The following is a 12,357-nucleotide window of genomic DNA, read 5'->3' on the forward strand; positions in this document are numbered from 1 at the left end:
TCAATAGCCCAATAATGTTCTGATTCGTTTGGTATAATCCTTTAGAGTTGTGTTCATCATAAATTCTTTTAGTGGTGTGTCGATATTAAAATAAAAAATGTTAGCTAAAAAACCATAACAACACGCATCCAAAGTATGTGGTGTATTGCCGAATATAAAATCATTATCGCCTACAATATGTTGAATGGTTTGTAAATCATCAATACCTGATTGATATATATCCTTGAAGGGATACCTACCAATACCTTGATAATGATATTTTTCAATATTGTATTTTCTTACATTTTCAAGTGAAGCGTCTGATAATTCAGAAAATTGTTTTAGGAACTCTGCTTTGAATAAAGGCCAAAATTGATCATCTTGCCAGCGCGAATAGGACATAACCCAATACAAATGATTATCTAACATGCGAGTCACTAAAAAATGAATGTTTTTTTGTTCTTTTGTTAGATCGTGATCCAAATCCACATATTTTTGTGACAGATATTGCAACATGTTATTACTGTCTGTAATGATTTGCCCTGCATCATGCAAATAAGGTAGCTGTCCTCGAGGTGCGTTCTGCGTATCAATAATATGCTCATGTTGATAATCTATGTGGGCTAAGCGAAGAAAAGTATCTACTTTTAAGCCAAAAGGATTGTTATCTGGAAGACCAAAAAGCTCAGGATAGGAATATAAAATTATCATAGAAAACTCCCTTTCTTACTTATGATAGCATAACCCATCCTTACCCCACGTTACATTGGGATGAGCAAAGCGCCGCGTTGCTGCATCCAAGCTGCGGAGGAAAAGGTTATTTCACCTATCAGACCTTATTGATTTACTCTTATTTAACAAAACAAAAGCATTTTTTTACAAAGGACTTTTTACAACTTAATATTTGTTTAATAAATACTCAGTATCATGTTTAGATATTCCCTTGCAAATAAGCCGGCAAATTCTAGGGGGGAGACTAATAAATGACAATAGCACTGAGTACTACCAGCCAAGAGCTAATTAAAAAAATATGTGGAAGCAGACCTGATCTTGCTGCCTTGTTGCAGAGCGTTACAACAGATATTGAACGAAAGACTTTGCTCGCCTGGTTTGCACTAACCTCCAAAACTAAGACTAGTGATGCAGACTTTTTTTTAATCGCCTCATTACAAAACTCGTTATTAAAGGATCTGAATAAGTCATTAAATCCTGGGAAGAAAGAAGATGAAACCAAAAAAGCGGGGGTTTCTGCAGCAGTCAAATACGGACTATTAGCACTTGCAGGAACAATTTATTTTGGTTGCGAGGGATTTGATGGTGTTACTGCATTCATGGGAATTTTTTCATCGATTCCTACGATTGCTATTTTCTTGGGGGGAACGCTCTTTTCAATCCTGTCCATGATTGTATTTTATAGCTTTGACTTGGTTGAAATTTCCAAAAACCTAGGTATTAAATCTTCAGAAACGCCGCAGTTGCTTGATATTTTACTTGAGCAATTCAAAGAAATAAAAGCGATTCGTGCGCGTATTAGCCGCGTTTCTGGGAAGTCCAAAGATGAACTGCAGGCTGATCTTGAACTTGCAAAAATGCTGTATCAGCGACATCTGGATTTAAAAGAAGCTCGAGATGAATTGAATGCTGCTTTGGACAACCCATACTTAAAAGCTGGAAAGTACATCACTGCAGGGGTTGCGGGCATTATCTTTTTCAGTGGTGGTTTTTTTGCTGGGCAAACTGTGGCGCTGGCTATTGCAGGTTTATTTGTTGCTTCAATGGCTGCAACAGCATGGCCTATTGTGGTCGCGAGTATTGCAGTTGGTATAGCTGCCTTGAGTGTTTACTGGTTTGTTGAACGTCCAGGAATTGAAAATCTAATTAGCCGTTGGCGAGGGCTGGATAAAGAAAAGATTGATAAATTATGCAAATCGGATGTTGTAGATAAAGAAACCGAGAAACTAAAAACATTAATTGATGAACTTGAATCTGGCGTTAGAAGCTTAGAGAAAGAAGAGGCAGCGCAATTGGAAATACAGACGTTAAGGCAAAAAGTATCGCAAATGGAGACCTTAGAAAAAAGAGCTTCTCGCGCTGACGAGTTGGAACAGACTGCATCACGAGTGCCTGAATTGGAGCAACAAGTATCTCGTTTACGTGGAGAGTTGAACCAACACACTCAAAGGGGAGAGCACGCATCTGCGCTACAAACATACTCTCATTTTAGTCATCTCAGAAGAACAAAGTCTGCCGATAATCTGCATCATCTGCACCAAATGGATGGTACGAATTCCTCTGCACTGCTGTAATGCGGATCTTCAGGTGTAGCCTGGGTGCAGCGTAGTGGAACCCGGGTTTTGGATAACAAATCATGCTCTTATAACCCGGGTTCAGCTGTGCTGCTCCGGGTTACAATTTTTCAGTATGGAAACTAAAAGTATCCGCAACCTTCATTTACAGCGAGGCACTTAATGTCGCTTCTGTATCTAAAGTAAGTTCTTGTTGCAAAGGATGCTCTTTTTTACTAGAAGTAGCCAATAACCCATTCTTGACTAGGCCTTTCATCACAACATGAGCGCTTGCAGGTTGCTGCCAAGCAGGAGTTGCGACCGGCTTTTGTCCAAGCACCGTTGGTGGTTGGGGTATCGGTTTTCTCCCTGGATTAAGTTGGTTTTCTTCCGCTGCCAATAATTTAAGTTGCTCGGCAGTAAGTGGTTGCATTTGGCTTGAGTAGGTAAAAGGAAGCACGCGCAGTTTAAGCACTAAAAAGAATGCTTCGAATGAATTACTGAGTTCAGTATACCCATGTTTTAACGGTGCAGCATAGGTTGCCTGTAATTGCGATGGAGATAATGTACCAATGCTATTTAGATCCGTACGATAATAAATTTTTCGATCATCACCTAACAGCAGCAAGGGTTGCGGTTGGCGATATTGATGATCAATATCGGGCATTTGCTCCAGCCCTCCATATTCTGCTTGCTCAGGAAGAGCACTTCCTTTAAATACCTGATGCAAATCCTGCAATGACTCGGTCATACCATTCAAACAGGCTTGTTTGTTAAAATCATTATTCGACGCATCAAAATCACCATCACCGCCTGCTTGAACTGGAGGTTCGCTGTTATCGGGAGTTGGGTCATAAACGCGTTTGGTGTAGACAGTTATTCGGTTTAATTCATCATGCAAATTATTGACTAAAATACTACCCCAAACCCCAAAGCGCTGTGGCAGTATGTCACGCAAGTCTCCCATAAATGAAATATGGCCTGCAGCGAAGTGATCGGTATAGTAGTGAAAGCAAAAAAACTCCATTCCCAAAGCCAAAGCTTGATAGCGATGGGCCATATCCTGCAGGTTATCCCGATTTAAACCACCTGGAGTTTGTTTCAGTGTATTGAGTAACTCATTGAATTCGCTATTTTTCGATTGATAATCTGCGTGCGCCATGAGTTGGGTTAGCTCATAATGAATGCGTGCGTATCTAAGCGCTATATGATGTCCAATGGTGTATACACGGACTGACCAAGGAGTGAAATGTGACAAGTTTCTATTTAAAATTTCACTATAGTTTTTTACCCTCAGGGCAAACATAAGTTGCTGCACATAAAAATTGAGCGTACTTGAAAAGGGGATGTAATTGGCATCATTTATTGTATAAATAGTCTTGATATCGCTTTGCTGTACGTCTTTATTTGCTAGTCGTTTATAAGAGCTAATTAATTTTTGTTCCTCGGGTTCAGTAACCGGCTTTTTGATTAAATAAGTCCCTAAGGTTCCGCATGCGCCTGTACTATCAAATTTTTTTGGTTTTGCATTAAACTCAGCTAAGCTTGGCAAATTTAAACAGACTTCTTGGCCGCCAAAATAGTCCCCAGACATGGCAACAATGTTGCCGGCGGAAAGATTTAATCCAATCGACTCAGGCAGGCCAAGTTCGTTAAATCCTTGCAGCTGTAAATGCAAGCCCCCTTTCTCATCAATAGTGACATAGGGATTATTTTTTAAAACCTCCCAATCTAAAAAACGTAATGCATCACCCAGTTCCGTGTGTTCAGTCGTATCCATAAGCAAGCTCCATTTTTCTTATTTTTAAGTTCGCTACAAAAACACAATGAATTTATTAAAGCTGTTCCAGCATTTATGGTGTAAAAAAGAAGGGCTAAGTATTAAATATAGAAGTGAGATGTAAAATTTTCAAATAGCCATTTGATGCTCTGTTCCAGCCGTTCAGCAAGGATTTATTATTCACATCTATAATTAAAAATAATGCGCAACTGGAGGTAATTATGGCCGATGAAAAAAGAGAAGCATTAGGAGTGCATCGTAATACCTTATTTTCTGCTCCTGAAAATAATACAGCCTCTTCTAAAGATCGCTTAAAGGATTTTGATGCAGCAAAACAGAGTCAATGGCTGGAATTTAGCAAAAACGTGATTCAAGATTTAGGACCGAGAATATCTGCTTTTCCGCAAGTACCACCAGTAGTTCATAAAGATATTCATTGTCCCCCAGATATGTTGCAATCTCGAGTGGGGTGCACATATGCTTGGTTGGCTGATAAGCGGCGCGAAATAGCCAAAATGTTAAAACAAGGTCCGTTGCGACATCAATTTGGATTAATTAATAAAGCAGGTTTTGTATCGACTGATGAGTTTAATTTGTCCCGAGATCTACCCACGCAAAAGAATTTGATCTATGAGCATCTAATCGTTTTAACTCAGAAAAATGAGGAACACATTGAGATTAACCGGCAACAACATCAAGCACAGGATGGTACAAAATATACGATTACGGTCAAGTTAACAGCTGAGGAACGTGAGCGCTTACATCAAAAAAATGCAGAGTCACCATCCCCATTTGTTGAAGATGATATTATTCTTACTATTACTTTTGACGATTATGGGAAAGATGACAGCAGAACATCCCTTGTAGTGGATCATCGTCCTACTCCTTTTAATCAAGATTATCGTGATAGTTCGAGCTATTTCCAGGTACAATTTGATTTGATCGAGCCTTATTTTCAGGCGTGCTGTGATTGGGAGTCCGATCATGATATTAAGGATTTTTTAGCTAATGCAGGAAAACTCGCGTATGGTCTTGCGCAATTACAGCCTGTAGGTCGAGGCAACTCAGCAATTGTTGAATGGATGATCAGAGGACTTGCTAAAGATAAGCATATTGAATTAGGGCCATTTAATCACAATGAATTGGGATGGGACTTTAAAGCATTCTTAACCCCAGATATCAATGTATATGCAGCTTGGTTTGCTGAAAAAGCATTTACACAGCCTGTGCTCGTAGAAGGCGAAGATTTAGCCCCTAGAGTGTTATAAGGCTCAATTACCTTTTACTCTAACCAGGCTTCGTAGGGTATCCATTACTCCCGCTTTAGCAAAAAGTAATTTAACTTATAAATTGAAACTAGGAACTGCTTTATGAAGAACTATACGGTAAGGTGGTTACATCCTGACGACAAGGAAAACTGGTTAACGATGTGGCAGGAATATATGGCGTTTTATCAAATATCGCTGCCGGCAGATGTAGTGGATAATACCTTGCGTACCTTGCTCTCAGATAATAAAAATTCAGGTTGTCTTATTGCCTGCGATCCTCAAAACGTAGCTGTTGGGTTTCTAACGTTTATTACCCACCTAAGTACCTGGGCCATAGAACCAGAATGTTATGTGCATGATTTATACGTAAAACCCGAGTGTCAAAGAGGGGGAGTGGCCAAAAAGCTCATGGATGAGTTAAAACACTTAGGTAAACTAAGGCATTGGAGTAGAGTGTATTGGCTCACCGGCCCCAATAATCGAGTGGCGCAAGCGCTTTATGATAACATTGCAAACCGCGAGCCTTGGATTGTTTATACGATGTTTGATTGAGTTGAGTATTGGTACGGCTTAATCCTGCGAGCGCAGAAAGGGTAGGCCTCTTCCCCGGCAGGAGAAGAGGGCTTGCCCTAAGCAGTCTCCACAAACTCAGCGATTTGAATCCGACTTGGTGGAACTGAGTTAAAAGGAGCATGTTCTAGCCACAAATTGCCATCCATGCCTCGTACAAATACTTGTAATTGATTTGACATCCTTGTTCTCCAAATGAGCATATTTTAATTAATACCAGGAAATCACCTTAAAAAGTCAAATAAGATTGGCATGAGCTAATGACTCCAGGCCATAAGTGCAGTATATATAACAAAAAAATAAACACTAATGGTAAAAAACAGTCGGTGTAGTTTTTTTTTCTCATGAGTAGAGGTATTGGAAATGCAGGTAAAGCAGGAGCTAGAGGATATTATCAATCCAGTAAAAGTAGAGCTTGGTTTTAGCGAAGATGGGAATCCTAAAGTAAAGTTCAAGGTGCTCGCAGAAGACGTACCATCGATTGATTTTTCAATTGCACGTGATATCGGTGTCGTAAGCCCATTTACCCCCAGTTATCCATCTATAGAAATTCGCTGTCATGTTGTGCAAGCCCTGATGCCTCAAGAGGATTATGAGTATGGCTTGATCCAAAATTTAATTTTCAGTAAGCGTGAAGCTTTATATTATGATATAGAGAGGAACACGACTTATAAATACTGTAAAAATCACAATGCCTCCTTAGGCCCAATCAGAGATGGTGGCCAATCAGAAGAGGATCCTTATTATGATGTGGCAAGCCGAAGTATTGCAGGTGATAAGAAAGCGACACTGGTATTAAAGGACTCACCAATGTTTTCAGCGCCACGAAAATCAGAATCTCATCGGGTTGCTCTTACATCCATGGAAATCAAAGAGGCATTTGATGTATGGTTTTATGCAAAACATTCCCGAACTGGAGACGAGTATTATAAAAAACTATATCATTGGGAAATCCAATATAGTTTAAGCTGCGAAGAGATCAATGCATTATCTACATTAGGTTCTTTAGCTCCAAGTATGGGACAAGTCACTTATCGTGTAAGCAAAAGTCACGATGAGGCGATGAAAACAAAACCGCATTATCTGGTGGTGCAAGGAGAAAGACCTGATGAAAAAATCAGGTTAATCGATACAGATAGACGCCGGGGAAGTGCGTTTTTTAAAGAGCTTAGAGAGTGTAAAGACGCAGATGATAGGCACCTAAGTCAAGCGGGCCCACGCTGATTCCTTATGAATGACATTTTCGCAATATGAGGCAACTGCTAAAGCCCCGCTCGCGCATGGATATGAGGATCTCACTCCTGGCAAAGCATTCTTGCTGGTTATAAAGCTTAGATTACTTGCTCCTTTTTATTCGCCTAAAGTTGAGCCTCTTAGAGCAGAAGAACAAGAAAGCATACTGAGAGATGAACAAGAATTTGCATCTAAGATCAAACTACAGAAAGTGCAAATGAAGCAATCTACTGTAAGTTCAGGGGCTACTCTTAAAAGAGATGACGGCTCCTTAGGCCAATGGCGTTTGAATCGCCCACAAGCCTCAATTCTGCCCTTAAGTTTTTTGAACGGGTCTGCAAAACAGTCTCTCGTTAAAGCCGAACGTTCTCTCGAACCTCAAGAGACATTATTAAAATCATCAACCAATTGATTGTAAATAAATTTATAATACATTAAATTGGTTGTTATCCTGCCAAGCCACAACGCGAGACGCTAATAGAACTTGATAAAGAATAAGGACATGTATCAATGCTCGATCTAATCAAACCGGCACTTTTCAATGCGCAGTTAATCAGAAGTTTAGGGTGTGCCACCTATCAAGGAGCCGAAATTGGTGAATGTCTTGCAATAGCGAATCAAATAGAACCTGGCAATAAAGAAAGCTGGTATACGCATTGGGCTGCTTTTGCTGATAGCAATTACAGCATGGCTGAAACTTATCGTGCTCAAGGATTACACGCCGATGCAAAGTTGGCCTTTCTGCGTGCCTCTACGTATTATCGAACTGCTTTCTTTTTCTTGGAAGATGAGCCTTCTGACCCTCGGATTGAACAGGCATTGCAATACAGTATTCGTGCTTTTCATCAGGCGCTTGAATTTTTTGAAACACCAGTGGAAAAGGTAGAAATTCCCTTCGAGAACACCACCTTACCTGGTTATCTTTATCTGAATAATTCTTTTCCGCAGGCGCCTAAACCCATTTTAATCGATACTGGCGGTGGTGATGGCACGAAGGAGGAATCTTATTTTAATACGGCAGCAGAAGCGTTAAGTCGTGGTTTTCATTGTCTGAATTTTGAAGGTCCTGGTCAAGGCAGTTTGCTGCGTTTAAATAAAATACCCTTTATCCCAGATTGGGAGCGAGTGATCAAACACGTTGTTGATTTTATTATCGAGCGTCCAGAAATTGATCCCCAGAAGATTTTCTTAATTGGACGCAGCTTTGGTGGATATCTTGCTGCGCGGGCGGTAACCCAAGAAAAACGAATTGCGGCCTGTATTGTTGATCCTGGGATATTTGATGCAAGTGGCAATTTAGAAGCCAAATTTAATTCGTTTAAAACGAAGGCTCCTGATTTAAAAGATGTTCCTTTAGAGCAAGCGATAACACAACTAATGCAAACGGATGAACATTTACGGTTTATGTTAGCAAGCCGAAAATGGCGATTTGGGGCTAAAACAATTGAGGAAATGCTCGCTAAAACGCGTGACTATACATTGCATGGCTTAGTCGAACAGATTCAATGCCCTATGTTGGTTTGTGATAATACTTTAGAATACATCACATTAGGCCAGGCAAAAAAACTATATGATCAGCTGCAATGCAAAAAGCACTATATTCTTTTTAATGAGACAGAGGGAACGGGTGGGCATTGCGAACCGCTTGCACCAAGATTATTTAGTGCAAAAGTTTATGCCTGGCTGAGGGGCTGTTGACTGATACTATCCTGGCCAATGTGATCCGATGTTTACATACTACCCTGTCATCCCAAAAGATGTTAGGTAATTCGTTGACAAAATGACAGGGGTAGGCTGGGCTGTTAAGCCCAGCATCCGCAGAGTTCATTAACACGTATCTTACTCATGGTGCTCCAGCTCATTGTTACATGCTGGGCTTAGCAACCCAGCCTAAGGTTAGTTAGCGTGAGATTGTCCTTGTGTTTCGGTACTCTAAAATCACGCCATTTTGGCTTAGTCAATAGCTAGGGCTAAGCCAGAGGATTGGGATATTTTTGTAAGTAACGTTTCCCAAATTGATAAGAGGCATAATCAGTAATATGGCCTACATCACGGTATATGGGAATGCCATTGATGTCTGCTTTACAGGTACTGTGCGCACATTGTACTTTTTTAGGGTCTATGATAATTAATTGCGGGTACTTGCGTTGCATTTGCTGAAATAACTGATTTAGCCATTGAACCTCATTAAAGGTAAAATCACATTCGTGCGGGATATATGCGGTTCTTTGTTTTATATGTTTAAAAAAACAGTCATGAAAATTATTTTGTATTCTCGCCGTTGCATGGATTAATACAGGTTTTGCTCCTGAGGCAATAATGATTGCAAGTGCTTTATCTAAGGCGTTGACCAATCTTTTTTGGGATAGGCGGTAAGAGCGTTTATCACCCAGGTTATTGATGATGTTGTCGGTAAAATAATTAACCCATAATTGTCCAATGATTACATAATCGTAGTGATTGTGTTGAACCATTTGATAATACTTTTGGGTCTGCTCATAACAGTGCGAATAGACTCGTCTTTTAAAATACCACCAATCATAAAGATAAATGTCGGGCAAGGTTAAGCAAGACGATACGGTTTGCATTAAAATAGAGACATTTGCTGCTTGCCCTAACTTATCCATAAAACCCCAATAATGATTGGCAAATGAATCCCCAATCATTAATGCGTGTTTACTGTCTGCTTTTTTTGCGCCAAGAAGACATTGAGTATTGTTTTTATTCTGAGAATCAGCCATACACAAAGCTCTTTGTGGACTGTTGTATTGGTTCAATTGTTGATAGATGGCTAATAGTTCATCATTAAAGCGCTGAGGAAATCCCTGATTTTTTCTAATCATATAGTCGCTCAGATGTAGCGCAAGTATAGGGACTAATAACAGGAGTACAACAGTGTGTCGCAACGGCATGTGTTTCCAGCGTTTTGCAGGTTTTTCAATAAAGCGCCAGGAAAGGTAGGCTAAAACAAAAGTAAGTCCAAAAGCACTTAATACAACAGGGGATGTCTCGACGATACTTTGATATCTCAAAAATGAAAAAACTACCCAATGCCAAATATAAAGAGAATAAGACAATAATCCTATGAAAACCAACGGCTTACTAGACAGTAATTGGCTCAAGATATTTTGAGGCGAATAGGTCCCTATGAGAATCAGTAATCCTGTTGCAATGCAAACGACAAAAGCATGTTCATCAGGGTAACCTGCCAATACAGGGTTAAGGCTGGCAAGATACAGTAATGTGATTAATGCCAAGCCTCCCACTAGGTTTAAAAGATATGTATTGCCAGCAAAAAAAGTCGCCGGTATGAAGGCGACACACGCGCCGATCAAAAACTCAAAGATTCTGCTCGAAAATAAGTAGTAGGTGTGTGCAGGTATGGTTTTCGCCTGATACAAGGAGCAGAGAAAAGCGATACAAGTCAAGCCAACGATAAGTGGTATCATGTATTTTTTAGGTGTAACACGATGCACACCGTAGATGAGGCAAGGTAAAAGCAAATAGCATTGCCACTCTATTGAAAGAGACCAGGTATGGAGTAAGGGAATCTGCTGGGTATCTGGTGCAAAATAGCCCGTGGTCGTTTTATCAAAAAACAAGTTAGATAGAAATAAAGAAGTTTTGCGTGCACTTCTACTGTATTGTATTAAATCATCAGGCAAAAAAAACAATAATGCTAATGCAGAAGTCACTAGGAGCAAACAAACAAAGACAGGTTGTAAACGCCATAATCTTCGATTGTAAAAGTTTAAAAAAGAAAAAGAACCGTTCTGAAGTGACTGATGAATGATACCCGTGATAAGGAAGCCCGAGATCACAAAAAATACATCCACGCCGATAAAGCCTGCAGGGAAAAAGGAGAGTCCTCCGTGATAAATTAAGACCAGTAGAATCGCAATCGCTCTGAGCCCATCAATATCGGGTCGGTATTTCATTTGTTCTCGAACAAAAATGCCAATGCTAGCATCTCGGTTACGGTTTATCTATAACCCATCTTGTTGTGATTGGCACGGCTAATTGTGAATAAACTCATGCAACTGAATGAACCAAATGAGTAAATATTTTTATTTTTTAATGTGTTAAGTATGTCTACAACTTGATCCCATATTTCAATTGTCGATGAGCCTTTGTTTTGAGAGGACCTGCTTTGGGAGTCGATATAACGAATAGAGTCTTCAAGTTTTTTTTCACTTAATTGTTTGCGTACCGCATTCATGATAATGGACGCTTCTACAGCAGATTTTGTTCTAATGATATAACCTAATGCCATGCCAATCGGCTCGATTGTGGAAATAAGATTGACATAATGGTTATAGCGCTTGGAAGTTTTCTATTCAGGAAAATATTTTTTCTGCGATGTTTTTTTTATACAACGTAATGTGTGGCACCTTGTTGCTAACATACTTGAATAGATGATCAATATGGGAAAGACAACCTTCTAGGAATTCGAGTTTTTCTTGTGTGCTCTTAAGAATCATTGTAATTCTCCACTATCCATATAGTCTTATTCACGCTAAGTGCACATTCAATTCTATTTGGTCAATTTAGATACTATTATAGTATATATATCCAGCTTCAATTATTTTGATGCAGGATACTTAAGGATGTTTCTTACGGTGCAGCGTCTTAATGAAATACATACTGCTTTTGTGAGGGAATAATGCCGTCAATACGCGTTTTTTTTGCAATTACTGTTCCAAGTAAAACACAAGCTAAACTATCAAGATGTTTAAATTCTTTACAAAAAAACCTCTCTTCGGATTATATTCGTTGGGCTCATGTTGAAAAAATGCATATAACATTACAATTTTTAGGTGATTTGCCACAAGAACAGTTAGTACCGGTGATAGAACATGTGCGCGCTGCAATAAAAAATCTACCCGTATTTCAACTCGAATTAGGGCATTTGGAATGGTTTCCTTCATCACATCGTCCTAAAGTTATTTCTTTGTCAGTGCAACCACAAGCGACTTTAGCTACACTGTCTGAGACAATCGGAAAGGCGCTTATTGCATTGCATGTTCCTGTGGAGTCACGTCCATTTCGAGGGCATTTAACTATGGGACGATTGATTCGACATGGGATCCCTCATGAGCCTTTAGAAACGATAAAAGTGCCGATTATGCCGCCTATTACAGTAGATAAGATTTATCTGATTGAAAGTAGACCTGAAAAAGGGATGCAAAATTACTATTCATTGGCGGAATTTAAACTGGCTTAGAATATTGTCATCCACGAA

Annotated in this window: 12 protein-coding genes; 7 read left to right on the forward strand and 5 right to left on the reverse strand. The window is 39.6% G+C overall.

Annotated features, from left to right (window positions below):
• Entirely contained in the window at nucleotides 1–690 is a 690-nt protein-coding gene (locus Lste_RS01095; RefSeq protein ID WP_058509245.1) for a glutathione S-transferase family protein, read from the reverse strand.
• 272 nt (nucleotides 691–962) lie between these two features.
• Between Lste_RS01095 and Lste_RS01100 the strand changes: the two genes are divergently transcribed.
• A complete protein-coding gene (locus tag Lste_RS01100) occupies nucleotides 963–2,285 on the forward strand; it encodes a hypothetical protein (RefSeq protein WP_058509246.1) in 1,323 nt (440 codons plus the stop codon).
• 145 nt (nucleotides 2,286–2,430) lie between these two features.
• On the opposite strand, the gene Lste_RS01105 is transcribed toward Lste_RS01100, so the two are convergent.
• Complete coding sequence (locus tag Lste_RS01105) at nucleotides 2,431–4,044, reverse strand: hypothetical protein (RefSeq protein ID WP_058509247.1); 1,614 nt, start codon at nucleotides 4,042–4,044, stop codon at nucleotides 2,431–2,433.
• Nucleotides 4,045–4,265: 221 nt separating this feature from the next.
• Here Lste_RS01105 and Lste_RS01110 point away from each other — a divergent pair, with 221 nt between their 5' ends.
• Nucleotides 4,266–5,312: a hypothetical protein gene (locus Lste_RS01110; RefSeq protein WP_058509248.1), complete on the forward strand. Its 1,047-nt coding sequence runs from the start codon at nucleotides 4,266–4,268 to the stop codon at nucleotides 5,310–5,312.
• Nucleotides 5,313–5,414: 102 nt separating this feature from the next.
• The gene (locus Lste_RS01115) at nucleotides 5,415–5,864 is read left to right on the forward strand and encodes a GNAT family N-acetyltransferase (protein WP_058509249.1); all 450 of its coding nucleotides are present in this window, start codon (nucleotides 5,415–5,417) and stop codon (nucleotides 5,862–5,864) included.
• A gap of 77 nt (nucleotides 5,865–5,941) precedes the next feature.
• Here Lste_RS01115 and Lste_RS19705 read toward each other — a convergent pair whose 3' ends face one another.
• Entirely contained in the window at nucleotides 5,942–6,064 is a 123-nt protein-coding gene (locus Lste_RS19705) for a hypothetical protein (RefSeq protein WP_272947109.1), read from the reverse strand.
• Between the two features lie 181 nt (nucleotides 6,065–6,245).
• On the opposite strand from Lste_RS19705, the gene Lste_RS01120 reads away from it, so the two are divergent.
• From Lste_RS01120 to Lste_RS01130, 3 genes are all read left to right on the forward strand, one after another.
• Nucleotides 6,246–7,106 (forward strand): hypothetical protein, encoded by an 861-nt coding sequence (locus tag Lste_RS01120; protein WP_058509250.1) that lies wholly within the window; start codon nucleotides 6,246–6,248, stop codon nucleotides 7,104–7,106.
• 10 nt (nucleotides 7,107–7,116) lie between these two features.
• A complete protein-coding gene (locus Lste_RS01125; RefSeq protein ID WP_058509251.1) occupies nucleotides 7,117–7,527 on the forward strand; it encodes a hypothetical protein in 411 nt (136 codons plus the stop codon).
• 98 nt (nucleotides 7,528–7,625) lie between these two features.
• Nucleotides 7,626–8,813, forward strand: a complete 1,188-nt coding sequence (locus Lste_RS01130; RefSeq protein ID WP_058509252.1) for an alpha/beta hydrolase family protein — start codon at nucleotides 7,626–7,628, stop codon at nucleotides 8,811–8,813.
• A 272-nt stretch (nucleotides 8,814–9,085) separates the two neighbouring features.
• On the opposite strand, the gene Lste_RS01135 is transcribed toward Lste_RS01130, so the two are convergent.
• Both Lste_RS01135 and Lste_RS19365 read right to left on the reverse strand, forming a co-directional pair.
• Entirely contained in the window at nucleotides 9,086–11,053 is a 1,968-nt protein-coding gene (locus Lste_RS01135; protein ID WP_058509253.1) for an acyltransferase family protein, read from the reverse strand.
• 44 nt (nucleotides 11,054–11,097) lie between these two features.
• The gene (locus tag Lste_RS19365) at nucleotides 11,098–11,388 is read right to left on the reverse strand and encodes a hypothetical protein (protein ID WP_058509254.1); all 291 of its coding nucleotides are present in this window, start codon (nucleotides 11,386–11,388) and stop codon (nucleotides 11,098–11,100) included.
• Nucleotides 11,389–11,778: 390 nt separating this feature from the next.
• On the opposite strand from Lste_RS19365, the gene thpR reads away from it, so the two are divergent.
• Nucleotides 11,779–12,339 (forward strand): RNA 2',3'-cyclic phosphodiesterase, encoded by a 561-nt coding sequence (gene thpR, locus Lste_RS01145; RefSeq protein WP_058509255.1) that lies wholly within the window; start codon nucleotides 11,779–11,781, stop codon nucleotides 12,337–12,339.
• Nucleotides 12,340–12,357: the final 18 nt, after the last annotated feature.

Origin of the sequence: Legionella steelei (genome assembly GCF_001468005.1) — a bacterium.
GTDB classification, from domain to species: Bacteria; Pseudomonadota; Gammaproteobacteria; order Legionellales; family Legionellaceae; genus Legionella; species Legionella steelei.

What these genes read in the sequence shown, in the direction of transcription:
- Lste_RS01120 (WP_058509250.1), top strand. Translation starts at nt 6,246, where the DNA reads ATGCAGGTAAAGCAGGAGCTAGAGGATATTATCAATCCAGTAAAAGTA.
- Lste_RS01125 (WP_058509251.1), top strand. Translation starts at nt 7,117, where the DNA reads ATGACATTTTCGCAATATGAGGCAACTGCTAAAGCCCCGCTCGCGCAT.
- Lste_RS01095 (WP_058509245.1), bottom strand. Translation starts at nt 690, where the DNA reads ATGATAATTTTATATTCCTATCCTGAGCTTTTTGGTCTTCCAGATAAC.
- thpR (WP_058509255.1), top strand. Translation starts at nt 11,779, where the DNA reads ATGCCGTCAATACGCGTTTTTTTTGCAATTACTGTTCCAAGTAAAACA.
- Lste_RS01105 (WP_058509247.1), bottom strand. Translation starts at nt 4,044, where the DNA reads ATGGATACGACTGAACACACGGAACTGGGTGATGCATTACGTTTTTTA.
- Lste_RS01100 (WP_058509246.1), top strand. Translation starts at nt 963, where the DNA reads ATGACAATAGCACTGAGTACTACCAGCCAAGAGCTAATTAAAAAAATA.
- Lste_RS01130 (WP_058509252.1), top strand. Translation starts at nt 7,626, where the DNA reads ATGCTCGATCTAATCAAACCGGCACTTTTCAATGCGCAGTTAATCAGA.
- Lste_RS01135 (WP_058509253.1), bottom strand. Translation starts at nt 11,053, where the DNA reads ATGAAATACCGACCCGATATTGATGGGCTCAGAGCGATTGCGATTCTA.
- Lste_RS01110 (WP_058509248.1), top strand. Translation starts at nt 4,266, where the DNA reads ATGGCCGATGAAAAAAGAGAAGCATTAGGAGTGCATCGTAATACCTTA.
- Lste_RS19705 (WP_272947109.1), bottom strand. Translation starts at nt 6,064, where the DNA reads ATGTCAAATCAATTACAAGTATTTGTACGAGGCATGGATGGCAATTTG.
- Lste_RS19365 (WP_058509254.1), bottom strand. Translation starts at nt 11,388, where the DNA reads ATGGCATTAGGTTATATCATTAGAACAAAATCTGCTGTAGAAGCGTCC.
- Lste_RS01115 (WP_058509249.1), top strand. Translation starts at nt 5,415, where the DNA reads ATGAAGAACTATACGGTAAGGTGGTTACATCCTGACGACAAGGAAAAC.